General features: G+C 63.0%; 24 protein-coding genes. 9 read left to right on the top strand and 15 right to left on the bottom strand.

Translation table 11 applies throughout. From position 1 onward, the window contains the following. Positions 1-240: 240 nt before the first annotated feature. The 10 genes from lpdA to mdh form a co-directional block, all read right to left on the bottom strand. A complete protein-coding gene (gene lpdA / locus NKJ32_RS25770; RefSeq protein ID WP_352755855.1) occupies positions 241-1647 on the bottom strand; it encodes a dihydrolipoyl dehydrogenase in 1407 nt (468 codons plus the stop codon). An 18-nt stretch (positions 1648-1665) separates the two neighbouring features. Next, complete coding sequence (locus NKJ32_RS25765; protein WP_023679788.1) at positions 1666-2421, bottom strand: SDR family oxidoreductase; 756 nt, start codon at positions 2419-2421, stop codon at positions 1666-1668. Next, positions 2418-2945, bottom strand: a complete 528-nt coding sequence (locus tag NKJ32_RS25760; protein WP_352829207.1) for a hypothetical protein — start codon at positions 2943-2945, stop codon at positions 2418-2420. Before NKJ32_RS25760 ends, NKJ32_RS25765 begins: the two co-directional genes overlap by 4 nt. Before the next feature lie 23 nt (positions 2946-2968). Further along, on the bottom strand, positions 2969-4270 hold the full coding sequence (gene odhB, locus NKJ32_RS25755) for a 2-oxoglutarate dehydrogenase complex dihydrolipoyllysine-residue succinyltransferase (protein WP_352829206.1): 1302 nt from the start codon (positions 4268-4270) through the stop codon (positions 2969-2971). A 29-nt stretch (positions 4271-4299) separates the two neighbouring features. Continuing rightward, complete coding sequence (locus NKJ32_RS25750) at positions 4300-7287, bottom strand: 2-oxoglutarate dehydrogenase E1 component (RefSeq protein ID WP_352824154.1); 2988 nt, start codon at positions 7285-7287, stop codon at positions 4300-4302. Between the two features lie 133 nt (positions 7288-7420). Beyond that, on the bottom strand, positions 7421-8323 hold the full coding sequence (gene sucD, locus NKJ32_RS25745) for a succinate--CoA ligase subunit alpha (protein WP_352623528.1): 903 nt from the start codon (positions 8321-8323) through the stop codon (positions 7421-7423). A gap of 49 nt (positions 8324-8372) precedes the next feature. Then, positions 8373-8744, bottom strand: a complete 372-nt coding sequence (locus NKJ32_RS25740; RefSeq protein ID WP_352623530.1) for a cupin domain-containing protein — start codon at positions 8742-8744, stop codon at positions 8373-8375. Positions 8745-8776: 32 nt separating this feature from the next. Further along, positions 8777-9268, bottom strand: a complete 492-nt coding sequence (locus NKJ32_RS25735) for a hypothetical protein (RefSeq protein ID WP_352570012.1) — start codon at positions 9266-9268, stop codon at positions 8777-8779. Beyond that, complete coding sequence (sucC, locus tag NKJ32_RS25730) at positions 9268-10464, bottom strand: ADP-forming succinate--CoA ligase subunit beta (protein ID WP_352570013.1); 1197 nt, start codon at positions 10462-10464, stop codon at positions 9268-9270. Before sucC ends, NKJ32_RS25735 begins: the two co-directional genes overlap by 1 nt. 41 nt (positions 10465-10505) lie before the next feature. Continuing rightward, complete coding sequence (mdh, locus tag NKJ32_RS25725) at positions 10506-11474, bottom strand: malate dehydrogenase (RefSeq protein ID WP_023679796.1); 969 nt, start codon at positions 11472-11474, stop codon at positions 10506-10508. A gap of 232 nt (positions 11475-11706) precedes the next feature. On the opposite strand from mdh, the gene NKJ32_RS25720 reads away from it, so the two are divergent. Continuing rightward, the gene (locus NKJ32_RS25720) at positions 11707-12135 is read left to right on the top strand and encodes a GNAT family N-acetyltransferase (RefSeq protein WP_352570014.1); all 429 of its coding nucleotides are present in this window, start codon (positions 11707-11709) and stop codon (positions 12133-12135) included. 34 nt (positions 12136-12169) lie between these two features. Here NKJ32_RS25720 and zapE read toward each other — a convergent pair whose 3' ends face one another. Together zapE and NKJ32_RS25710 are read right to left on the bottom strand one after the other, a co-directional pair. Then, a complete protein-coding gene (gene zapE, locus NKJ32_RS25715) occupies positions 12170-13372 on the bottom strand; it encodes a cell division protein ZapE (protein ID WP_352829205.1) in 1203 nt (400 codons plus the stop codon). A 142-nt stretch (positions 13373-13514) separates the two neighbouring features. Next, the gene (locus NKJ32_RS25710; RefSeq protein WP_023679800.1) at positions 13515-14054 is read right to left on the bottom strand and encodes a protease inhibitor Inh/omp19 family protein; all 540 of its coding nucleotides are present in this window, start codon (positions 14052-14054) and stop codon (positions 13515-13517) included. Positions 14055-14358: 304 nt separating this feature from the next. Here NKJ32_RS25710 and NKJ32_RS25705 point away from each other — a divergent pair, with 304 nt between their 5' ends. Further along, positions 14359-15369 (top strand): MBL fold metallo-hydrolase, encoded by a 1011-nt coding sequence (locus NKJ32_RS25705; protein WP_352570016.1) that lies wholly within the window; start codon positions 14359-14361, stop codon positions 15367-15369. On the opposite strand, the gene NKJ32_RS25700 is transcribed toward NKJ32_RS25705, so the two are convergent. After that, entirely contained in the window at positions 15366-16625 is a 1260-nt protein-coding gene (locus NKJ32_RS25700) for a flavin-containing monooxygenase (RefSeq protein WP_352570017.1), read from the bottom strand. The genes NKJ32_RS25705 and NKJ32_RS25700 overlap by 4 nt on opposite strands. 238 nt (positions 16626-16863) lie before the next feature. On the opposite strand from NKJ32_RS25700, the gene NKJ32_RS25695 reads away from it, so the two are divergent. From NKJ32_RS25695 to NKJ32_RS25665, 7 genes are all read left to right on the top strand, one after another. Further along, a complete protein-coding gene (locus NKJ32_RS25695) occupies positions 16864-17025 on the top strand; it encodes a DUF1328 family protein (protein ID WP_031195454.1) in 162 nt (53 codons plus the stop codon). 74 nt (positions 17026-17099) lie between these two features. Next, positions 17100-17984: a diaminopimelate epimerase gene (dapF, locus tag NKJ32_RS25690; protein WP_352829203.1), complete on the top strand. Its 885-nt coding sequence runs from the start codon at positions 17100-17102 to the stop codon at positions 17982-17984. Then, positions 17984-19285, top strand: coding sequence for a tRNA (N(6)-L-threonylcarbamoyladenosine(37)-C(2))-methylthiotransferase MtaB (gene mtaB / locus NKJ32_RS25685; protein WP_031212717.1), 1302 nt, complete (start codon positions 17984-17986; stop codon positions 19283-19285). Before dapF ends, mtaB begins: the two co-directional genes overlap by 1 nt. Positions 19286-19296: 11 nt before the next feature. Then, positions 19297-20886, top strand: coding sequence for a signal recognition particle-docking protein FtsY (gene ftsY / locus NKJ32_RS25680; protein WP_352829201.1), 1590 nt, complete (start codon positions 19297-19299; stop codon positions 20884-20886). 60 nt (positions 20887-20946) lie between these two features. Beyond that, complete coding sequence (locus NKJ32_RS25675) at positions 20947-21612, top strand: septation protein A (protein WP_023679806.1); 666 nt, start codon at positions 20947-20949, stop codon at positions 21610-21612. 90 nt (positions 21613-21702) lie between these two features. Further along, positions 21703-22323 carry a pyridoxamine 5'-phosphate oxidase family protein gene (locus NKJ32_RS25670; protein ID WP_352570022.1) on the top strand — a complete coding sequence of 207 codons (621 nt, stop codon included), beginning with the start codon at positions 21703-21705 and terminating at the stop codon, positions 22321-22323. A 40-nt stretch (positions 22324-22363) separates the two neighbouring features. Continuing rightward, positions 22364-22897, top strand: a complete 534-nt coding sequence (locus tag NKJ32_RS25665) for an NADPH-dependent FMN reductase (RefSeq protein WP_352570207.1) — start codon at positions 22364-22366, stop codon at positions 22895-22897. A gap of 106 nt (positions 22898-23003) precedes the next feature. On the opposite strand, the gene NKJ32_RS25660 is transcribed toward NKJ32_RS25665, so the two are convergent. Both NKJ32_RS25660 and NKJ32_RS25655 read right to left on the bottom strand, forming a co-directional pair. Continuing rightward, complete coding sequence (locus NKJ32_RS25660) at positions 23004-23213, bottom strand: tautomerase family protein (protein ID WP_023679809.1); 210 nt, start codon at positions 23211-23213, stop codon at positions 23004-23006. A gap of 32 nt (positions 23214-23245) precedes the next feature. Continuing rightward, positions 23246-24163: an SMP-30/gluconolactonase/LRE family protein gene (locus NKJ32_RS25655; RefSeq protein ID WP_352570023.1), complete on the bottom strand. Its 918-nt coding sequence runs from the start codon at positions 24161-24163 to the stop codon at positions 23246-23248. Positions 24164-24420 lie beyond the last annotated feature (257 nt).

Here is a 24420-nt window from a genome sequence, read left to right as displayed (position 1 = left end):
TCGATTGGTCATGGCACTTCCCCTTCCACGGGAATCGGTGATCGCAATGTCACCACCGTGCCATGGCCGCTCGCCCCTCAGAGCAGGCGCCGTTCTCTCTCCAAAACTTTTTGCAGAACCTCCAGCACACTATCTCCTTCGCGCCCCTCTCTGTCCTGCCGGACATCTCCCCCACTTGGGGGGAGATTGGCTATCAGCCCCGCTTTCGCCAATCGCCACCGTCGCCTGCGATTCAACCGCTCAGATATGGATCGGCTTGAAGAACGTCGCCAGTGCCGCCTCCTTCACCGCTTCCGACATTGTCGGATGGGCGTGACAGGTGCGGGCTAGGTCTTCCGACGAGCCGCCAAATTCCATCAGCACGGCCGCCTCGTGGATCATCTCGCCGGCGCCGAAGCCGACGATGTGGACGCCGAGCACACGGTCGCTGGCCTTGTCGGCCAGGATTTTCACAAAGCCGTCGGTGTGCAGCATGGCGCGCGCGCGGCCATTGGCGCTGAACGGGAATTTTCCGGCCTTGTAGTCGACGCCGGCCTTTTTCAATTCTTCTTCGGTCTTGCCGATCGAGGCGATTTCCGGCGTGGTGTAGACGACGCTCGGAATCACGTCATAGTTCACATGACCGGCCTGGCCGGCGATGGTTTCGGCCACCGCCACGCCCTCGTCCTCAGCCTTGTGTGCAAGCATCGGCCCGGCGATGACATCGCCGATGGCATAGATGCCAGGCACGTTGGTCCTGAGATGGCCGTCGGTCTTGACCCGGCCGCGCTCATCGACGTCGACGCCGGTCTCCTTCAGCCCGAGAGCGTCCGAATAGGCCCGTCGTCCCGTCGCAATCAGCACCGCGTCCGCCTCGATCGTCTCGGCTGCTCCGCCTTTGACCGGCTCGAAGGTGACCGTCGCCCCCTTCTTGGCCTTGGCGACGCCGGTCACCTTGGCGCCCAGCCTGAACTCAAAGCCCTGCTTCGACAGCAGGCGCTGGAACTGCTTGGAGACCTCGCCATCCATGCCGCCCAGGATGGTGTCGAGGAACTCGACCACGGTTACCTTGGCGCCGAGCCGCGCCCATACCGAGCCGAGCTCCAGACCGATGACACCGCCGCCGACCACCACCAGATGGCCCGGCACCTTGTCCAGCGACAGCGCGCCGGTCGACGAGACGATCACCTTCTCATCGAAATCGACCTCGACGCCGGGAATGCCGGCGACGTCGGAGCCTGTGGCGATGACGATGTTCTTGGTCTCGATCTCCTCGACCTTGCCGTCATCAGAGGTCACCGACACCTTGCCGGCCGCAACTACCTTGCCGGTGCCGCGAAAACTGTCGATCTTGTTCTTCTTGAACAGGAAGGCGACGCCATTGACGTTGGCCGTCACCGTCGCATCCTTGTGTGCCATCATCTTCCCAAGATTGAGCTTGGGCGCGCCGATCTCGACGCCGAGCGCGTCGAAGGAATGGCCGGCCTCGGCAAACATCTCGGACGCATGCAGCAGCGCCTTTGACGGGATGCAGCCGATGTTGAGGCAGGTACCGCCGAAGGTCGGGTTCTTTTCGACTACCGCCGTCTTCAGACCGAGCTGCGCCGCCTTGATGGCGCAGACGTAGCCGCCTGGTCCCGATCCGATGATAACGACGTCATAGGCCATGATACTGTCCCTTTTGCTTTAGCGGCCGCCGCCGATTTCCAGATTGGCGCCTGTTGTGTAGGACGCCTCGTCCGACAGCAGCCAGAGAATTGCGGCTGCGACTTCCTCGGCGGTGCCGACGCGCTGCATGGGCACCACCTTGCGCATTCTCTCGACGCGATCCGGCTGCCCGCCGGAGGCATGAATTTCGGTGTCGATGATGCCCGGGCTGACCGCGTTGACACGAATGCCTTCGCCGGCCACTTCGCGGGCAAGCCCGATGGTGAAGGAATCGACCGCGCCCTTCGAGGCGGCATAGTCGACATATTGACCCGGCCCGCCAAGCCTTGCCGCGATCGAAGAAACATTGGCGATGGCGCCGCCCTTGCCGCCATGCCTGGTCGACATCCGCTTCACCGCCTCGCGGGCGCAAAGCATCGGCGCGATCACATTGATGCGCATCATGCGCTCCAGCCTTGCAGCGCTAAGCTCGTCGACGCGCGCGCTCTGGTCGACCACGCCGGCATTGTTGACGAGCGCGTCGAGTCGACCGAAACGGCCATCGACAGCCTCGAACATGGCCAATACGTCCGTCTCGCTGCCGACATCGGCCTTGACTGTGAAGGCTTCTCCGCCAGCAGCCTCGATGTCGGCGACCACCGTTTCGGCGGCTTTTGCATTCGACGCGTAATTGACCGCAATGCGATAGCCGGCCTTGGCGGCAAGCCTGCATGTAGCGGCGCCAATGCCGCGGCTGCCGCCGGTCACCAGCAGGATCTTTCCGCTCGCGCTCATTCCTGACATCCCTTCAGGGCAAAGACGTCCCAGGGCACCTTGGAAAAGCCGTTGGCGCCATAGGCCGCCGACATCTGCAGCGACGCTCCCAGATCAGGCAAGATCAGCTTCTTCGGCGCATCCTTTCCTTCGCCCGGCAGCAACGCGATATTGCCCTGGTCGTCGGCAGTGTAGATGACGCCCTCCCACACAGTGCAGGCGGCGAGCTCGTCGCCGGTGACGTCGCCGGCCGGGCATTTGTACATCAGCGAGCCATGCGGCCGCGCCGCGCCCTCCGTCCACATGACGATGCCGTCGAGCACGACGCCCTCATCGAGCACCATCTTGAAGCTGTTGGTGACGGCGGCCGACTCGCCGGTCGGCCTGAAATCGATCTCGGCGGCGTTCTCAGGATCGCCATAGACGGCGAGCTCGAGCGGGCAGGCGGCGAGGGCCGCGGAGACCGTCTGCACGCCGAGTGCGCAGATTGTGACAAACAAACCGGACCGGAAACGAGAGGAATTCATCCGGCGGCGCAGATCCATGCTCCGGCTCACGTCGGCCGCCCCTAGAGGTCGAGCACCAGCCGCTCGGGATCCTCCAGGCTTTCCTTGACGCGGACCAGGAAGGTCACCGCTTCCTTGCCGTCGACGATGCGGTGGTCGTAGGACAGCGCCAGATACATCATCGGCCGGATGACGATCTGGCCGCCGACCACCATCGGCCTCTCCTGAATCTTGTGCATACCCAGAATGCCGGACTGCGGCGCATTGAGAATCGGCGTCGACATCAGCGACCCGTAAACGCCACCGTTGGAAATCGTAAACGTGCCGCCTTGCATATCCGCAACCGACAGCTTGCCGTCGCGCGCCGCAAGCCCCAGCCTGCCGATGTCCTTCTCGATTTCGGCGATCGACATCTGGTCGGCATTGCGCACAACCGGCACGACAAGGCCTTTCTCTGTACCGACGGCAACGCCGATATGAGCGTAGTTCTTGAAGATGATATCGGTGCCGTCGATCTCGGCATTGACCGACGGGATCTCCTTCAGCGCATGGGTGACGGCCTTGGTGAAGAAGCCCATGAAGCCGAGCTTCACGCCGTGCTTCTTCTCGAACACGTCCTTGTATTTGGTTCGGAGCGCCATCACCGCGCTCATGTCGACCTCGTTGAAGGTGGTCAGCATGGCGGCGGTCGATTGCGCTTCCTTGAGGCGGCGCGCGATGGTCTGGCGCAGCTTGGTCATGCGCACGCGCTCCTCGCGCGAGGCATCGTCGGCCGGGGACGGCGCGCGCGCGGCAACGGGCGCCGGTACAGGCGCGGCCTTCGGCATTTCTGCCGGCTGCGACGGCGCGCCCCTGGCGATCAGGTCGAGCACGTCGCCTTTCAGCACCTGGCCGCGCTTGCCCGAGCCCGACACCTGGTCGACTGCGAGATTGTGCTCGGCCAGCAGCTTTGCCGCCGACGGTGCCGGCGGCATCGTGCGCGTCTCGATTGCGCCGGCGTCGCCGGCGATCTTGGCCGTCTCGGCAGCGGCCTGCTTGACGCTCGAGGCTGCGGTGGGAGCCGAAGCCTGCGACACCGCATCCTGCTTCGTTGCCGGAGCGGCGGCGGCATTGGCTGCCGCGCCGGCGCCTGCCGAAATCGTGCCGAGCAGTGCGCCGACGCCGACCGTCTCGCCTTCCTTGACGGCGATCTCGCTGAGCGTGCCCGCGGCGGCGGCCGGCACTTCCACCGTCACCTTGTCGGTTTCGAGCTCAACCAGCGGCTCATCGGCGGCGATCGCGTCGCCGACCTTCTTGAACCATTTGCCGATGGTCGCCTCGGTGACGGATTCACCAAGTGTCGGGACGCGGATTTCGGTTGCCATTGTGCCTGTCCGTTTCTTTCGGTTCTGTTCTATTCACCAAGCGCGTCGTCGAGCAAGGCGGCAAGCTGGGCGAGATGCTTCGACATCAATCCGGTCGCCGGCGAGGCGGCCGCCGGCCGGCCGGTATAGCGCACCCGCTGATGCTTGGCGTCGATATGCGCCAGCACCCATTCGAGATACGGATCGATGAACGACCAGGCGCCCATGTTCTTGGGCTCCTCCTGGCACCAGACCATCTCGGCATTGCGGAAGCGCGACAGTTCGGTGATCAGCGCCTTGGCCGGGAACGGATAGAGCTGCTCGACGCGCAGCAAATAGATGTCGTTGATGCCGCGCTTCTCGCGCTCCTCGTAGAGGTCGTAATAGACCTTGCCCGAACAGAGCACGACACGGCGGATCTTCGAATCCTTGGTGAGCTTGATGGCCTGGCCCGACAGCAGCTGCGCGTCGTCCCACAACAGCCGGTGAAAGGCGCTTTCGCCCGACATCTCCGGCAGCGTCGATACCGCCCGCTTGTGGCGCAGCAGCGACTTCGGCGTCATCAGGATCAGCGGCTTACGGAAGTCCCGCTTCAATTGCCGGCGCAAGATGTGGAAGTAATTGGCCGGCGTCGTGACGTTGGCGACCTGCATATTGTCTTCGGCGCAAAGCTGCAGGAAGCGCTCGAGCCGGGCCGACGAGTGCTCCGGCCCCTGGCCTTCATAGCCATGCGGCAGCAGGCAGACGAGGCCCGACATTCTGAGCCATTTGCGCTCGCCCGACGAGATGAACTGGTCGAACACCACCTGGGCGCCGTTGGCGAAGTCGCCGAACTGCGCTTCCCACAGCGTCAGCGCCTTCGGCTCGGCCAGCGAGTAGCCATATTCGAAGCCGAGCACGGCCTCTTCCGACAGCATCGAGTTGATGACCTCGAAACCGGCCTGCGCCGCCGACAGATTGTTGAGCGGGATGTAGCGTGTCTCGTCGCGCTGGTCGTAGAGCACGGAATGGCGCTGCGAGAAGGTGCCGCGCTCCGAATCCTGGCCGGACAGCCGGATCGGATTGCCGTCGAGCAGGATGGCGCCGAAGGCCAGCGCCTCGGCCGTAGACCAGTCGATGCCTTCGCCCGACTCGATCGCCTGGCGGCGGTTGTCGAGGAAGCGGATGATCGTCTTGTGCGCCTCGAAATCCTTCGGCACCTCGGTCAGCTTCTTGCCGATCTCCTTCAGCGTCTTGACCGGCACGGCGGTCTTGCCGCGCCGCTGTTCGTCCTGGTTGTCGGCCGAGCGCAGGCCGGACCAGGCGCCGTCCAGCCAATCCGCCTTGTTCGGCTTATAGTGCTGGCCGACCTCGAATTCCTGCTCGAGATGCGCCCGCCAATCGGCCTTCACCTTTTCGAGCTCGGCCTGGGTGATGTGGCCTTCCGCGATCAGCCGGTCGGCATAGATCTGCATGGTCGTCTTCTGGTTGCGGATCTTGCGATACATGATCGGCTGGGTGAAGGCGGGCTCGTCGCCCTCATTATGGCCGAAGCGGCGGTAGCAGAACATGTCCACCACGACCGGCTTGTGGAACTTCATGCGGAATTCGATCGCCACCTTGGTGGCATGGACCACCGCTTCCGGGTCGTCGCCGTTGACGTGGAAGATCGGCGCCTCGATCATCTTGGCTACATCCGACGGATAAGGCGACGAGCGCGAGAAGCGCGGGTTGGTGGTGAAGCCGATCTGGTTGTTGATGATGAAATGCAGCGTGCCGGCGACGCGGTGGCCGCGCAGGCCCGACAGGCCGAGGATTTCGGCAATCACGCCCTGGCCGGCAAAAGCGGCGTCGCCATGCAACAGCAGCGGCAGCACCTTGGCGCGCTCTTCCAGCGGCACGATCTCCTCGCGGCTGCGGCCGAACAGATAATCCTGCTTGGCGCGCGCCTTGCCCATCACCACCGGGTCGACGATTTCCAGATGCGACGGGTTGGCGGTCAGCGACAGATGCACCTTGTTGCCGTCGAACTCGCGGTCCGACGAGGCGCCGAGATGGTACTTCACGTCGCCCGAGCCCTCGACCTCGTCGGGCGCGGCGGAGCCGCCCTTGAACTCATGGAAAATGGCGCGGTGCGGCTTGGCCATCACCTGCGACAGCACGTTCAGCCGGCCGCGATGCGCCATGCCGAGCACGATCTCCTTCATGCCGAGCTGGCCGCCTCGCTTGATGATCTGCTCCAGCGCAGGGATCAGCGACTCGCCGCCATCAAGGCCGAAGCGCTTGGTGCCCTTGTACTTGACGTCGATGAATTGCTCGAAGCCTTCCGCCTCGACCAGCTTCTGCAGGATCGCCTTCTTGCCGGCGGCGGTGAAGGAGATCTCCTTGTCGGTGCCCTCGATGCGCGCCTGGATCCAGGCCTTCTCCTCGGGATCGGAAATATGCATGAATTCGACGCCGAGCGTCGAGCAATAGGTCCGGGTCAGGATGTCGAGCATCTGCCGGATGGTGCCGAATTCCAGCCCGAGCACATTGTCGAGGAAGATCGGCCGGTCGTAGTCGGCTTCGGTGAAGCCGTAATTCTCCGGCGACAGCTCGTTGTAATCCTCGAGCGGCTTGGCAATGCCCAGCGGATCGAGATTGGCGTGCAGGTGGCCGCGCATGCGGAAGGCGCGGATCATCATGATGGCGCGGACGGAATCGCGCGTCGCCTGATGCACGTCGGCGTCGGAAAGCGCTGCGCCGTTGCCGACCGCCCTGTCCTTGACCTTCTTTTCGATGTGCTTTTCGACCAGGCCCCAATTGCCGTCTAGCGCCGAGACCAGCTCGCCATTGGCCTGCATCGGCCAGGAGGGCTTGGCCCAAGAGGCGCCCTTGGCGTTCCTGCGCACGTCGCCGGCGTCATCCTTCAGCGCCGCGAAGAAGTCCTGCCATTCGGGATCGACCGACGCGGGATCGTCCTCATAGGCGGCATAGAGCGCGTCGATATAATCGGCATTGCCGCCATAGAGGAAAGAGGTAAGCGAAAACTGGTCGTTGGTTTGATCTTGTCGTGCCATTTTGCCTAGCGGAGCGCCTGCCCCGTCTCCTGTTTTGGAGGGGAGTAGGGCAATAGGGCAGTACGGGAGTAGGGCAATGCCCTCATCTTGTCCCTACTGCCCTACTGCCCTACTCCCCTACTCCCTTACTCCCCTAACCCTTTATCGCCTCGACCAGCGTCGTGCCGAGCCGGGCCGGCGACGGCGAAACCTTGATGCCGGCCGATTCCATCGCCGCGATCTTGTCTTCCGCGCCGCCCTTGCCGCCGGAGATCACCGCGCCCGCATGGCCCATGGTGCGGCCCGCCGGTGCGGTGCGCCCGGCGATGAAGCCGGCCATCGGCTTGCGGCGGCCGCGCTTTGCCTCGTCCTTGAGGAACTGCGCGGCGTCTTCCTCGGCCGAGCCGCCGATCTCGCCGATCATGATGATCGACTTGGTCTCGTCGTCGGCGAGGAACATCTCCAGCACGTCGATGAACTCGGTGCCTTTGACCGGATCGCCGCCGATGCCGACGGCGGTGGTCTGGCCGAGGCCGACATTGGTGGTCTGGAACACCGCCTCATAGGTAAGCGTTCCCGAGCGGGAAACAACGCCGACCGAGCCCTTGCGGAAGATGTTGCCGGGCATGATGCCGATCTTGCATTCGTCGGGGGTCAGCACGCCGGGGCAGTTCGGCCCGATCAGCCGCGACGTCGAACGGTCGAGCCTCGCCTTGACCTTGATCATGTCCATCACCGGTATGCCCTCGGTGATGCAGACGATCAGCGGGATCTCGGCCTCGATCGCTTCCAGGATCGCTTCGGCAGCACCCGCCGGCGGCACGTAGACGACCGAAGCGTTGGCGCCGGTCCTGGCCTTGCCTTCGGCTACGGTGGCGAAGATCGGCAGCGCCTCGCCCTTGGCGCCGGTCCAGGTTTCGCCGCCCTTCTTGGGGTGGATGCCGCCGACCATTTTCGTGCCGTGATAGGCCAGCGCCTGTTCAGTGTGGAACGTGCCGGTCTTGCCGGTCAGGCCCTGCACCAGCACCTTGGTGTTCTTATCGACGAGAATGGACATGGTGGTCCTTTTCAAAAACCGTTGATCGGGGAAGGCCGCGCGCTCATGGTCACAACCGCTTCAGCTCGGCGACGGTAAGGTTGCTTTTGGCATTGCCGGTGTTGAGCGTCGTTGCCGGCTCGAACATCAGCACCACCGGCTCCTCGCTTAGCGAGCGCGGCCGGTGCTCGACGGCGCGCGGCACGACAATGAACTCGCCGCTGGAAAGCTCCACCGTGCCGTCGCGGAAATCGATGGCGATGCGCCCGCGCAGCACCAGGAACGCCTCGTCCTCATTGTCATGCGCGTGCCAGTCGAAGACGTCGCCGAACTTGGCGATCTTGACCTGGCTGTCGTTCACGTCGCCGGCGATATGCGGATCGAAGACCTTCTTGATCTTCTGATCCGCCGCCTCGACGAGGTTTATCTTGTGCGGAGGCATCGCCTATCGACCTTGACCCTGAAGTTCTGTTTTCAAGCTGGGCATTTTTGGTTTCCGTGAACGACAGCACCGATCCATCGGCCCCCGGCGCGCCGGATCGTCACGATCTGCACCGATAAATTGCCGCCAGACGTTCTCAATTCACCAAGGGACTTGGGGTCATCATCGGCTTGGAAACTGCTGCCATATTTGGTCAGAAGCCTTTTCAGGATCATGTTGGCGGCCAGCTTCGGATCGTTGGTGCCGAAGGAGACCAGGCAGTCGCAGCGACCACTCGAACTCTTGATTGAGGCAACGATTTCCGTAGCCTTGTAGACTTGCAGCCCGTCGGATCCGGCCTTGAACCCGCTTTGCCGGGCAACCGCGTTGAACCGGCCGAAGCTGGGCGCCGTTGCCGGACATAAGTTCATGAAGAGACTGACCCTCTTGCCGATCCAGGCGGGCGACTTCGAACTATCCGCGGCCGCAGCAGCGCTGGCCCAAAGGGCCATGCCGGTCAGCGCTAGGGCCAGCATCCGCTGCATCAGACGCCCTTCACCGCCGCGACGATCTTCTTGGCTGCATCGTCGAGATCGTCTGCCGACACCACGTTCAGCCCGCTGTCGTTGATGATCTTCTTGCCGAGCTCGGCATTGGTGCCTTCCAGCCGCACCACTAGCGGCACTTGCAGGCCGACCTCCTTGACCGCGGCGATCACGCCCTCGGCGATGATGTCGCATTTCATGATGCCGCCGAAGATGTTGATCAGAATGCCTTTGACCGCCGGATCCTTGGTGATGATCTTGAACGCCGCCGTCACCTTTTCTTTCGACGCGCCGCCGCCGACATCGAGGAAGTTGGCCGGCTCGGCGCCGTAAAGCTTGATGATGTCCATCGTTGCCATGGCAAGGCCGGCGCCGTTGACCATGCAGCCGATATTGCCGTCGAGCGCGACATAGGCGAGGTCGTATTTCGACGCCTCGATCTCCTTCTCGTCCTCTTCGGTGGTGTCGCGCAATTCGAGCACGTCGGGGTGGCGAAACAGCGCATTGTTGTCGAACGACACTTTGGCGTCGAGAACGCGCAGCCGGCCGCTCCTCATGACGATCAGCGGGTTGACCTCGAGCAGGCTCATGTCCTTCTCGACAAAGGCCTTGTAGAGGATGGGGAACAGCGTGGCGCCATCCTTGGCGGCGTCGCCGTCGAGCTTCAGCGCCGCGTTGAGCTTCTTCACGTCGTCGGCCGTCACGCCCTTTTCCGGGTCGATGGCTACGGTGATGATCTTTTCCGGCGTGTCGTGGGCGACCGCCTCGATGTCCATGCCGCCCTCGGTCGAGACGACGAAGGCGACGCGCCCGACCGAGCGGTCGACCAGGATCGACAGATAGAGCTCGCGCTCGATGTCGGCGCCGTCCTCGATATAGAGCCGGTTGACCTGCTTGCCGGCCGGGCCGGTCTGCTTGGTGACCAGCGTGTGGCCGAGCATCTCATTGGCATTGGCGACGACCTCGGCCACCGACTTTGCCAGCCTGACACCGCCCTTGGCATCGGCGCCGAGCTCCCTGAATTTGCCCTTGCCGCGGCCGCCGGCATGGATCTGGCTCTTGACCACATAGAGTGGGCCGGGCAGCGCCTTGGCGGCAGCTTCCGCCTCGCTCGCCTTGAACACCGGCACGCCCTCGGCCACGGGTGCGCCAAAGCCTTTCAGCAGCGCCTTGCCCTGATACTCATGGATGTTCATGCGCTATGTCTCCAGCTTGCTTGGCGGGCTTGGTTACCGGCTTACTTGGCCGCGAGATGCGGAGCGATCTTGACGCAGGCGTCGCACAGGCCCTGCACCGCCGCGACCGAATTGTCGAACATCTTCTGCTCGTTCTTCGCGAGCTCGATCTCGATGATCCGCTCGACGCCGCCGGCGCCGATCACCACGGGAACGCCGACATAGGTGTTCTTGACGCCATATTGGCCGGAGAGATAGGCAGCACAGGGCAGCACCCGCTTCTTGTCCTTGAGATAGGCTTCGGCCATGGCAATGGCCGAAGCTGCCGGCGCATAAAAGGCAGAGCCGGTCTTGAGCAGGCCGACGATCTCGGCGCCGCCGTCGCGGGTGCGCTGCACGATCTGGTCGAGCCGCTCCCTCGAGGTCCAGCCCATCTTGATGAGGTCGGGCAGCGGGATGCCGGCAACCGTCGAATAGCGGATCATCGGGACCATGGAATCGCCGTGGCCGCCGAGCACGAAGGCAGTGACGTCCTCGACCGAGACCTTGAATTCCTCGGCAAGGAAATAACGGAAGCGCGAACTGTCGAGCACGCCGGCCATGCCGACGACATGGCTCTTGGGCAGGCCGGAAAACTTCTGCAGCGCCCAGACCATGGCGTCGAGCGGATTGGTGATGCAGATGACGAAGGCTTTCGGCGCGTATTTCTTGAGGCCGGCGCCGACCTGCTCCATCACCTTCAGATTGATGCCTAGAAGATCGTCGCGGCTCATGCCGGGCTTGCGCGGCACGCCGGCGGTGACGATGCAGACATCGGCGCCCTCGATGCCGGCATAGTCGTTGACGCCGGTCAGCCTCGAGTCGAACCCATCGACCGGCGACGACTGCGCGATGTCCAGTCCCTTGCCTTGCGGGATGCCTTCGGCGATATCGAACAGCACGACGTCGCCGAGATCCTTGAGGCCGACCATGTGGGCGAGGGTGCCGCCGATCATGCCCGAGCCGATGAGCGCTATCTTGTTGCGTGCCATGTCAGGATATTTTCCCTTTGACTATGACGGCGCCCAAATCCTTGACGATTTGATGACGGCGTCGGAGGAAGAGGCCGGAATGCTGCGGAACCGCGAAATTCGCCGCACGCAATAGCCCCGGCCGCACAAAAATTCAAACGATTATTTTGGAGTGAATAATTTCAATCGGTTAGAAACAATGGGAATTACGTAAACGTCAAAATTATGAAGCCGACTAGAGGAATTCTACACAATGGCACTGGAAATCAGAAGGCTGTTTCCTGGCGATGACGCCCTTGTGATGCGGGTTGCCGGCGAAGTCTTCGACGAGCCGGTCAGGCCGGATCGGCTCTCTGCCTATCTCGCGGAGCCCGGTCATTTCATGGTCGTGGCCCTCGCCGACGGCATCGTCGTTGGCCAATGCGCAGCCGTCATCCACTGCCACCCGGACAAGGTGAGCGAACTCTACGTAGACGAGGTCGGCGTGGCGCCGGCCTTTCAACGCCAGGGCATTGCGACGAGGATGCTCGGCGCCATGTTCGCACTCGGTCGCGAGCATGGCTGTGAGGAGGCGTGGGTCGGCACCGAGCCGGACAATGTTGCTGCTCGCGCACTTTACGAGTCGCGAAAAGAGCCGCATGGGCCGGCGGAGGGGTTCGTCATGTATGTTTATCGATTATAGGCGCCGGCGGCAGCGCCCCCTTCGGTACTATCCCTCACGCCTGTGCCTGCCGTGCCTCCGTCGATGATCCCTGCGCCCTCTGCCTCTTCGCCCAGTCCTCCAGCCAGTCGTGGCTCTGCATCTCGATCAGCCGCGATGCGGTGCGCTCGAACTCGAAGACTTCGTTGCCGCGCTTGGCCGTATAGAGCTGCGCCGGCGGTGCCGCGGCGCTCATCACCAGCCGTACATGATGATCGTAGAGCGTATCGACCAGCAGGATGAAGCGCTTGGCTTCGTTGCGCTTGCCTTCGCCGAGCACCGGCACATGGTCGATGAAGATGGTCGAGAAACGGCTGGCAATGCCAAGATAGTCGCGGGCGCCGAGCGGCCTCTCGCAGAGATCGGCGAAGGAAAAACGCGCCGCCTCGCCGGCAGCACGCGGCACTACGACGTGCCGGCCCTTCACCGTCAGCATCGTCTCGGCCGTCGGCCTGCCATGCGTCATCACCGCCCACGCTTCGTCGAGCGCATGGTCGGCGGCGGCATCGGCCGGGGTGACGTAGACCGGCATGCGGCTGAGCTTGTCGAGGCGGTAATCCTTATCGGCATCAAGCGCCAGCACCTGCGCGTGGCGCTCCAGGATAGCGACAAACGGCAAAAACAACTGACGGTTCAGGCCGTCGCGGTAGAGATCCCGCGGCGCGACATTGGAAGTGGCAACCAGCACCACGCCATTGGCAAACAACGCCGAAAACAACCTTGACAGGATCATCGCATCGGCGATGTCGGTGACGGAGAACTCGTCGAAGCATAGCACCCAGGCTTCCTCGGCCAGCGCGCGCGCCACCGGCGGGATCGGGTCGTCCTCCTTGGCCGTGCCGTTCTTGCGAGCCTGCCGGTGCTTCTGGATGCGGTCCTGCACGTCGGCCATGAAGTCGTTGAAATGTACCCGGCGCTTGCGCCGCACCGGCAGCAGCTCGAAGAACATGTCCATCAGCATGGTCTTGCCGCGGCCGACGCCGCCATGGATATAAAGGCCCTTGACCGCCTCGTGCACCTCGCGCTTGCGGGCGAACAACCACCCCAGCGCGCTTGATTTCTGCGCCAGCCGCTTTGCCGATATCTCTTCGATCAGCCGGTCGAGCGCAGCGGCGATCCGCTCCTGCGCCGGATCGCGCCCGATGGCGCCCGTCTCGACCAGATGGTCGTAGCGCTGCTTGACGGTTGCATGGGTCTGGAGGCCGTCACGCAGATGCATTGGTCACGTCGTTCCGGAGCAATTCCAAGAAAAGTGTGTAGCGGTTTTCTGTCCGGAATTGCGTAAAAACAAAAGAGGCAATTCCAGGAAAAGTGTGTAACGGTTTTCCGTCCGGAATTGCGTAACAATGGGGGCCGTTCTCTTACCTTGTAAGCGAGATCGGCAGGCCGTTGGAAGTCTGGCCGTCGAATTTCTCGCCGCCCGAGGAATAGAGCCGTGCCAGCGTGCCGCCATTCTCGTCAAAGAGCGTCAGCTGTTTGCCGGCGACGTTCCAGGATTTGATGCCATCGAGCGGCGCCGGGCAATGCAGCGGTCCGGCGCGGTAGCCCGAACCGAATTTGGTCTGCGGCGTCGCCACCTGACAGCTCTGGCCGGACACGCTTGCCTTCCACACACCGGCGACGCTGGACGCGGTCAGATCGGCCGCACCGGCCGGCGCCGTCCCATCGGGCGGCAGCGAGGCGACCTGCGTGTTCTGCGGCGCGGTCGGAAATTTCGACGGGTCGGCCGGGCCGGGTGTCGCCGGTGGCGGCAGCTGGTTTGCAGTCACCTTGCCGGCGGGCGCAGCTTCCAGCGGCGCCGGCTGCTGCTCGTCCATCGATGAGAACCGTGAGGTTGAACAGCCGCTCGCAACGAGCACGGCCAGCGATACGGCCAGCAGGCCGGTTTTCGAAAATTTCATTCTTCAACCTCCGTCGGATCGGGCTGGGGATGCCGTCCGCGCAATGTCCCCCTCACCAAGATGGAGAAGGTGGCGAAATTTCAACCCGATATGGTTAAAATACGGTTTGCGCCGGTAATGTTGCAAATTTGTCGCAAAATGCACATTGCCTGAACTTGCGTTACGCCTTGGCCGTTTGGCCGACACCTCCGGTTGATTCGATACGGCGCGCTGGCGCCAAATCCTTGGCGTTCACCTCAAATGCTTGTGCGGGCCGGCTCCGGCATTATCTCTTGGGATCAGCAAACTGCAGGGAGCCGATTTCTTGGCCGCGAGAAAGAGAGCCGCCAACCGCTATTACAGCGGGCCGCCCAGCGATCATTTCGACGGCACCTTGTTCTTCAATCCCAACGGACGGCCGCCGGGTCGCTTTGCCGATCTGTTGAAATGGCAATTGAGCCGCGAGCGCTCGAAATGGCCGGCGGCGGATCCGAGCCCGTTTCCACCGGCAAGACCGGTCGAGCGCATCGATGGTTCTGCGCTGCGCCTCACCATGGTCGGTCATTCCTCGCTGCTCGTCCAGACAGCCGGCCTGAACATCCTGACCGACCCGGTCTGGTCGCGGCGTGTCTCGCCGCTCTCCTTCGCCGGTCCGAAACGCGTCAATCCGCCGGGCATCGCCTTTTCGCATTTGCCGCCGATCGACCTCGTGCTGGTCAGCCACAACCATTACGACCATCTCGACCTCGCCACGCTGAAGCGCCTGAAGACAAGACACGACCCGCTGCTGCTGACGCCGCTCGGCAACGACACGATCATCGGCGCTGCCGTGCCCCGTATGCGGCTTTCCGCGCATGACTGGGGCGACCGGGTCGATATCGGCGATCGCGTCGCCGTCTATGTCGAGCCGGTGCACCACTGGTCGGCCCGCGGTACTCGCGACCGGCGCATGGCGCTGTGGGCGGGTTTCGTCGTCGAGACACCCGACGCAAAGATCTATTTCGCCGGCGATACCGGCTTCCACGGTGGCATCAATTACCGGCTGATGGCGCAAAAGCACGGCGGGTTCCGCCTCGCCATCCTGCCGATCGGCGCCTACGAGCCGCGCTGGTTCATGGCGCCACATCACCAGGATCCGGAGGAGGCGGTGCAAGGCATGCTTTTGTGCAACGCCGCCTATGCCGCCGGCTGTCACTGGGGCACGTTCCGGCTCACCAACGAGCCGATCGATGAGCCGCCCAGAAAGCTCGGCGAAGCGCTCGATGCTGCCGGCCTGCCGCGGCAACGTTTTCGCGCCTTGCGGCCGGGCGAAGTCTGGGACGTGCCGGCGGTCTAGCCCGGCGACCGGCCTGACGGCGCAGGCGACCCCAAGGCTTCCATACACCTGGCTATGTGGGCGGCGTCGCGGCCTACATATGAGAGAAGGCCGGAGCCAAAGGTATGCATCCAATGGAGGCCAAGAAAATACAGGCCAGGAAAAGCCGTCACGCCACGCTGTTGAACGGGTGCACCGCGCGAATCGAAAATTGGCAAATCTATCCAGTTGTAGTCGAAGAGGTATCCCGTCCCCCAGATAACCGAGCTGACGTTCTCGCTGCTGATATCCATTGACCGGGCACCGCCGACTTCCGCCAGGATTGGGGTTACTGAATGTTCATTGCCATCGCTGATATGGTCCGAGACTTCACGTTTCTCTGCCAACGCCTCCGCAGCGGAAACAAAATCGTCATAGGATTTGTCGGCTTCAGCTAATATCTGGAAGGCATCAGCGGCCACCAACAGTTTTCCATCGGCGCATCCGAGCACACGTCCCAGCACCGTTCCGCCATCGCGGGCAAAACGGCGGACGTTCATATCGTAACCGCCGTTGACACCGGTTACGACCGTCGAGGGGGGATACCGCTGCTCCGGGAAACTGTCGATGGTGATCTCGAAACGTCCCATTTTGTCGAACCACCACAAAACATCCTTGCCGCGATAGCGCCGAGGCACCCGACGATGGGGGCTGACCGAAAGATAGACATTGCGCCCGGATTGCTGGAGCTCATCGGCTATCTGGCTTCCAGATGCGCCGCTGCCCACCACCAGCACCGCTCCGGGGGGAAGTTCGTCGGGGCTGCGGTAGTTCGAGGCGTGAACCTGGTAAACGGATCGAGGCAAATCCCTTGCGGCCGCCGGTACCATCGAACGCTGGAACGGGCCCGTCGCCACTACGACGTTGCGGGCTCTCATGCTGCCGGTGTTTGTCTCCAATGCATAATCGCCGGTATCCCTGTGCCGGAGCCTCGTGACCTCGACACCCTGGCGAACCGGAGCTGCAATTTTGGCCGCATAGTGCTCGATGAATCGCGTGACAGCGGTGTGATGGGCGAACCCCTCCGGTTCGGGGCCCTGATAAGAAAGCCCAGGAAGCTCTATTGCCTGGTTGATGAATTGAAATCGGAGCGAATCCCAACGCTCCGTCCGCCAGCGTTCGGCAATACGAGCGCGTTCCAACACAACATGCTCACGTTCATGTTGTTGAAGATAGTAGCTCATGGCGAGCCCCGCCTGGCCGCCACCAATAATGATTGTGTCCCAACGCTCGGTCATTGGAAATTTTACCAAGCCGTCGAGACTCAAATATGCAAGTCCCGACTTTCCTATCCGCCGGCCGCAGCTCATGTGCCAGCGAACACGTCGTTTGGATCATTCAATACTATGACACATTGCATCCGTAGCTGCATATCCCAGCCGGGTTCTCCGACCCGCCCCAGCCACCGCCGGCGGAACCCAAGGCCTCGCTGAAGCGTTTGTACGTGTTCAAACCTGTCGGCTGCGAGGTAATCTCATGATCAGGTGGATCATCATTCTTTTGATTATCGCGGCCGCGGCGAGCCTGCTCGGCATGCCGGCACTGGCCGGAGCCGCCGCCACCGGCGCCCGCATCCTCATCGGCATCGTGCTGATCATCTTCCTGCTGATCGTGCTTGGCGTCTTCGCGGTGACCTGAAAATCACGCCGCGCTGGTAATTTCTGCCGCTATCCGCCATATAGGCGCCAAACCGGCAAGAGACCTTTCGATCGATGGCAAGCGCGTCCCCTTTCGCCAAGATGAACGGCATCGGCAACGAAATCATCGTTGCCGATATGCGTGGCCGTGCCGATCGCGTGACGCCTGCGGCAGCCGTCGCGCTTAATGCCGATGCGGCGACCAGGTTCGACCAGATCATGGCAATCCACGACCCCAGGACGCCGGGCACCGCCTTTTTCATCGACATCTTGAATTCCGACGGAACCAGGGCGCAGGCCTGCGGCAACGGCATGCGTTGTGTCGTCCAGGCGCTCGCCGCCGAGACCGGCCAGAAGACATTTGCCTTTGAAACAGTCGCCGGCATCCTCAATGCCGAGGAACATGCCGACGGAATGATCTCGGTCGACATGGGCAGGCCGCGCTTTGGCTGGCAGGACATCCCGCTGGCCGAGGAATTCCGCGACACCCGCATGATCGAGCTGCAGATCGGCCCGATCGATGCCCCGGTGCTGCATTCGCCCTCGGTCGTCTCGATGGGCAATCCGCACGCCATCTTCTGGGTCGACCGCGACGTCTGGTCGTACGAGCTCGAGCGCTTCGGCCCGCTGCTCGAAAACCATCCGATCTTCCCCGAGCGCGCCAACATCACCATCGCGCAGGTGACTTCGCCGGAGACCATGGTCATCCGCACCTGGGAGCGCGGCGCCGGCCTGACCAAGGCCTGCGGCACGGCTGCTTGCGCCGCTGTGGTCGCCGCGTCCCGCACCCGGCGTACCGGCCGCGGCGTCACGCTGATGACGCCCGGCGACGGCTCGCTGCATGTTTTGTGGCGCGACGACGACCACGTCATCCTGACCGGTGCCGCCGAATGGGAATTTTCCGGCAGCTTCGATCCGTCGACCGGGGCGTGGGCGCGCGACACCGAAAGCGCCGCCTGATGGCTCCTCTTGGCAACAAGGGTATCGAGGTCGTCACCTTCGGCTGCCGGCTGAACACCTATGAATCCGAGGTGATGCGGCGTGAAGCCGAAAGTGCGGGCCTCGGCGGGCTCGAAGGCGGTGCCATCATCTTCAACACCTGCGCCGTCACCGGCGAGGCTGTACGCCAGGCCAAGCAGTCGATCAGAAAAGCCCGCCGTGAGAACCCGGCTGCCCGCATCATCGTTACCGGCTGCGCCGCGCAGACCGGCCCGCAGGATTTCGTCGCCATGGACGAGGTCGATCTCGTCCTCGGCAATGAGGAAAAGCTGAAGGCGCATTCCTATCGCGCGCTGCCGGATTTCGGCGTCAACGACACTGAGAAGGCGCGCGTCAACGATATCTTTTCGGTGCGCGAGACGGCCGCCCACATGGTCGACGCCATCGAGGGCCGGGCGCGCGCTTTTGTCCAGGTGCAGAACGGCTGCGACCACCGCTGTACCTTCTGCATCATTCCCTACGGTCGCGGCAATTCGCGCTCGGTGCCTATGGGCGCCGTGGTCGAGCAGATCAAGCGACTCGTCGGCAATGGTTATGCCGAGATCGTGCTGACGGGCGTCGACATGACCAGTTTCGGCGCCGATCTGCCGGGCGCACCGAAGCTCGGCAAATTGGTCAAGACCATCCTGAAGCAGGTGCCAGACGTGAAACGCCTGCGGCTTTCCTCCATCGACTCGATCGAAGCCGACGACGATCTGCTGGACGCCATCGCCACCGAGCCGAGGCTGATGCCGCATCTGCATCTATCGCTGCAATCGGGTGACGACATGATCCTGAAGCGGATGAAGCGCCGGCACAGCCGCGACCAGTCGATCCGCTTTTGCGAGGATGTGCGCAAACTGCGCCCCGGCATTGTTTTCGGCGCCGACATCATCGCCGGCTTCCCGACCGAGACGGACGCCATGTTCGAAAACTCGCTGGAGATCGTCGAGGAATGCGGCCTGACGCATCTCCACGTCTTCCCGTTTTCGCCGCGCCAGGGCACGCCCGCCGCGCGCATGCCGCAGCTCCGCCGCGACGTCGTCAAGCAACGCGCGGCACGCCTGCGCGCCGCCGGCGAGGCCGCCTATCGCCGCCATCTTGCCTCGCTCGCTGGAACGCATCAGTCGATCCTGGTCGAGCGTGACGGCCTTGGCCGCACCGAAGGGTTTACGCTGGCCGCGGTCTCTGCCGGCGCTCCGGGCGACATCGTCGAGGCTGATATCGCCGGCCATGACGGTATCCGACTGATCGCCGCGCCGCTTGCCGCCCGCGCCGCCTGAGAGCGCAAGACATGGCTGGTTTTTTCAAGAAGATATTTTCGTTCGGCAAGAAGGAAGTCGTCGAGGAGCGGCCCGACGAGACCGCACCGCTGCCGCCGATCAAATGGGACGAACTGGAGGCGCTGAAACCGGCCGCCGAGCAGGCCGTCCCGGAGTTTTTGAAACGCGAAGAGTCGCGACCCGAAGTCGAAGCCGTACCTCCACCGCCAGTCGAACCAGAGTTGCCTCCGGCACCCCAACCGGCGCCGGAATCGCAGAAGCCTGAGCCGCCGCCGACCGTTCCACCCGAGCCGGAAACGCCTGCTGAGGAACCGGAGGAGATCCGGGCCGAGCCGCAGCAGCCAGAAATCGTCCCCTCCCAGCCAGAACCTGCACCCGTCGAAGTGCCGGTAGTGCCCACCGAGGCTCCCTCAGCAGCGCCAGCGCGCGAAGTCCCGCCCGCCGAAATACCGCCCCCGATCCGCCAGCCAGCGCCGGCCGAGACGAAACCGATCTTGACCGAGATCGCGCCCGAACCGGAGGTCGTGCCGGCGCCCCACCCTCCCATCGAGGGGGAGGTAACGCCCGAGCCAGAAGCCGTTCCGCAACCATCGCCGGAGCCAAAGCCCGCCCCCGGCAAAGTCACCGTGACCAAGAAGGTCGAGCAGAAAGCCGAGCCGCAGAAGGCGCCCGAACCGGCGCCGAGGCGCTCCTGGTTCCAGCGCATGCGAGACGGGCTTGCCCGCTCTTCCAAGGAGTTGTCGGGCAACATCGCCGGCGTCTTCACCAAGCGGAAACTTGACGAGGACACGCTGCAGGACCTGGAGGATGTGCTGATCCGCGCCGATCTCGGCATGGAGACGGCTTTGCGCGTTACCGACGCGCTCTCCGCCAGCCGCTACGGCAAGGACGTCTCCGACACCGAAGTCCGGACCATCATGGCGGCCGAGGTTGAGAAGGTGCTGACCCACGTCGCCATGCCGTTGGAGCTCGACCTCAGCCACAAGCCGCATGTTATCCTGGTGGTCGGCGTCAACGGCACGGGGAAGACCACGACCATCGGCAAGCTGGCGGCGAAGCTCACCGATGGCGGTCTCTCGGTGATGCTCGCCGCCGGCGACACCTTTCGCGCAGCCGCGATCGAGCAGCTGAAGATCTGGGGCGAGCGTACCAACTCGCCGGTCATTGCCTCGAAGCTCGGCGCCGATGCCGCCGGCCTCGCCTACGATGCATTCGAGCGCGCGAAGGAGGCCGGCTCCGACGTGCTGATCATCGACACCGCCGGGCGGCTGCAGAACAAGACCGAACTAATGGCGGAACTGGAAAAGATCGTCCGGGTGCTGGGCAAGCTCGATCCGGAAGCGCCGCACACCGTGCTGCAGACGGTCGATGCCACCACCGGCCAGAATGCGCTCAACCAGGTCGAGATCTTCCGCAATGTCGCCGGCGTCAACGGCCTGGTGATGACCAAGCTGGACGGCACGGCGCGCGGCGGTATTCTGGTGGCGATCGCGGCAAAGCATAAATTGCCGGTCTATTTCATCGGCGTCGGCGAACAGGTCGACGACCTCGAACCCTTTTCCGCAAGCGAATTCGCCAAGGCGATCGCTGGCGTGGCTTGACGAGCATGATCCCAAAAAGTTGCAGGCTTTTTGGATTGAATCATGCGTAAGAAGGACCCTATGAGCCCACCCATCCTCGAACGCGACCTGTCCGATCCGCGCCGCAAGGCATTGAACCCCGGCCTGAAATTCCTGCTCGAACTCGGGCCTGGCCTGGTGTTCTTTTTCACCACCATCCGCGGTGCGTGGCTTGTCGGGAAGTTTCCGATCCTCGGCCATATCGGCGAGCCTATCCTGATTGCCACAGCGTTCTTTATGGTGGCGACGGCGCTATCGCTCAGCGTTTCGTGGATTTTGACGCGCAGCTGGCCGATCATGCCGTTGGTCTCGGCCATCGTGGTGTTTGTGTTTGGCGCGCTGGCGCTGTGGCTGCAGGACAAGACCTTCGCTTTCATGAAGCCGACAATCATCAACAGCCTGTTCGGCATCACGTTGCTTGGCGGGTTGGCGTTTGGCAGATCGCTGTTGGGCTATGTCTTTGATTCCGCCTTCAATCTCGACGCCGAAGGCTGGCGCAAGCTCACTTTCCGATGGGGGCTCTTCTTCCTTTTTCTGGCTGCGCTGAACGAGGTCGTGTGGCGCAACTTTTCTGAGGAAGCCTGGCTTTATTTCAAGGTCTGGGGCACGATTCCCATTACCCTTGTCTTCACGTTAAGCCAAATGCCGTTGATCCTGCGCCATTCGCTCGAGGACAAGACCGGCAAGGAAGAGAAGGCCGGCAAATAGAGCAATTCCAGGAAAGTGTGTAGCGGTTTTCCCGGGAAAAGCGCGTAGCGCTTTCCCTAGGGAATTGCGTCAGAATAAGAGGAGAGGGGCATGGAATTCATCACCACACGCGACGAGTTGAGGACGATCTACAAGACGCCTCGGCCGACTGACGGCTCGATCCGCAAGGAACTGAAGGCATTGGACGGCCACTGCCGTTCCTTCATCGGCAAGAGCCCTTTCGTGCTGATCGGCTCGTCCGACGGCGCCGGCAATGCCGATGTGACGCCCAAGGGCGACAGGCCGGGCTTCGTAACAGTGCTCGACGAGAAGACCATCGCCATCCCCGACCGTCCCGGCAACAACCGGCTCGACACGCTGGAGAACATCCTTCTCAATCCCTCGATCGGGCTGCTCTTCCTCATTCCCGGCATGAACGAAACGCTGCGTGTCAATGGCGATGCCCGCATCACCGTCGATGCGGCATTGCGTGAGCGGCTGGCGGTCGACGGCAAGGCACCGCAAAGCGTCGTCGTGGTAACGGTCAAGGCCGCCTATATGCATTGCGCCAAGGCCTTCATGCGCTCCGAACTGTGGAAGCCGGAGAGCTGGTACGACCGCGCGACGCTGCCGACGCTCGGCCAGATCCTGCGCGACCAGCTGGCGCTCGCCGATTCGGCCGAGGCGACCGACCGCTGGCTGGACGATGAATACAGGAAGACCATGTGGTAGCGTGATCGGCAACGAATCGCCCAAGCCGGTCTCCATTCCTTTGCTGAACATCCTCGCCATCTCCGGCAGCCTGCGCGCCGCCTCGACCAATTCGGCCCTGGTCGCGGCACTCGCGCAAAACGCGCCGCCGGACTGTCACGTCTCCGTCTATGACGGGCTTGGTCGGCTGCCGATCTTCAACCCCGACGACGAAGGCGAGCGAACGCCGCCGCAAGCAGCGGCGCTGATCGATGCGGTCACCGCCGCCGACGGCGTCATCGTCTCCTGCCCGGAATATGCCCACGGTGTGCCAGGCGGCCTGAAGAACGCGCTTGACTGGCTGGTGTCGCGCGATGCCGCCGTTGGCAAGCCAGCCATGCTGGTGCATGCCTCGCCGCGCTCGCTGTTTGCCCGCGCCGCACTGGTCGAGATCATGCGGACAATGTCTTTTGCGCTCCATGAGGAAGCAGCGCTCGAAATAGCGCTGCTCGGCAAGAAGCTGCTGGAGGTGGAGGATATCTTATCGCAGCCTGAAAACCGGCTGACGATGCGCGATGCCCTATCCGCCTTCGCGGAGTTCATCCGCTCGCGGTGAACGCCGGACCGTGCTTTCGTCATCCCAGGGTCTCCGCGACGGAGCTTCGCTCCTGCTCCGCCCTGGGATGACGACGCTAGGAGCTGCGGCCAATCTGTGCCGGGAACTATCCCTTGCCCCTCCGCGTCTCGACGTCGGTCTCGCCGACGAACCAGTCGCGTGCAGCGACCTCCTCGAAAACCACCCAGACATCATTGTTGGTCAGGCCGGTGACGCTGGTGATGGCCGCTGTCACTTGGGCGGCGATCGCGGCCTTTTTGCCGGCCGGGTCATCGGCAATCACCTCCTTGACCAGGCGGATATTCACGAATGGCATGGTTCCCTCCCTTGCATATGCTTGGCGGCCGCTCAGTAGGTTTTGGCGCCGTTGACCATGAGCCGGACCATGTAGAGGGATGTGGTGCCGGCGATGTAGAGGCAGTTCAGCTTGTTGCCGCCGAACACGCAATTGGCGACGACTTCCGGTACCTTGACCTTGCCGATCAGCGTCCCGTCCGGATCGTAGCAATGGACCCCGTCGGCGGCACTGGTCCAGATGCGGCCGTCCGCATCCAGCCTGAAACCGTCGAACAGGCCGGCGGTGCAGTCGGCAAAGACCTTTTCGCCTGAGACCGTCTTGCCGCCCTGGTCGACATTGAACACCCGGATGTGCGCCGGGTTTTGCGCGCCATGGGTGCGGCCGGTGTCGGCGACATAGAGCTTGCTTTCGTCGAGCGAGAAGGCGAGCCCGTTGGGCCTGACCATGTCGGTGATCACCGCCTCGGTCTCGCTGGTGCCGGGATCGACCCGGTAGACATGGCAGGCGCCGATCTCGCTTTCGGCCTTGTCGCCCTCGTAATCGGTATCGATGCCGTAGCTCGGGTCGGTGAACCAGATCGAGCCGTCGGACTTGACCACCGCGTCATTGGGCGAGTTCAGCCGCTTGCCGCGCCATTTGTCGGCGATGGTGACTACCGACCCGTCATGCTCGGTGCGGCTGACGCGGCGGCCGGAATGCTCGCAAGTAACCAGCCGGCCTTGCCGGTCGACCGTGTTGCCGTTGGAATTGCCGGACGGCTGACGGAACACGCTGACGCTGCCGTCGGTCTCGTCGTAACGCAGCATGCGATTGTTCGGGATGTCGGACCAAACCACATAGCGCCCGGCCGCGAACCAGGCCGGTCCTTCCGCCCATCGGCAGCCGGTAAACAGCCTGTCGACCTGTGCATTGCCGTTGAACAGCCGCGAAAAGCGCGGATCGAGAACTTCGTAGAATTCGCTGGCCATGGTTCCTCCCGGTAGCAGTCGCTTGGCAAGGCGCGATCAAGCCAGCCCACGATCGATATGGCAAGATCGATGATGCGTCAGAGGCATTATGGAAGCGAATGCTGGCCCGGACGGCAGGTCACATCCCGCTAACCGGCTATGCGCCCAGCGCAATGGTGCATTGCAACATCTTATTTTTGCAATGCACCATAACTATGTCATGCTCCGTATCGATCAAGGGAGGAACAACTGGCCGCGAAACGCGGCGCAAAAAGGAA

Origin of the sequence: Mesorhizobium sp. M0159, assembly GCF_040322295.1 — a bacterium.
GTDB lineage: Bacteria > Pseudomonadota > Alphaproteobacteria > Rhizobiales > Rhizobiaceae > Mesorhizobium.
Note: the sequence above shows the minus strand (reverse complement) of the source record. Positions and strands in the feature narration are given on the sequence as shown.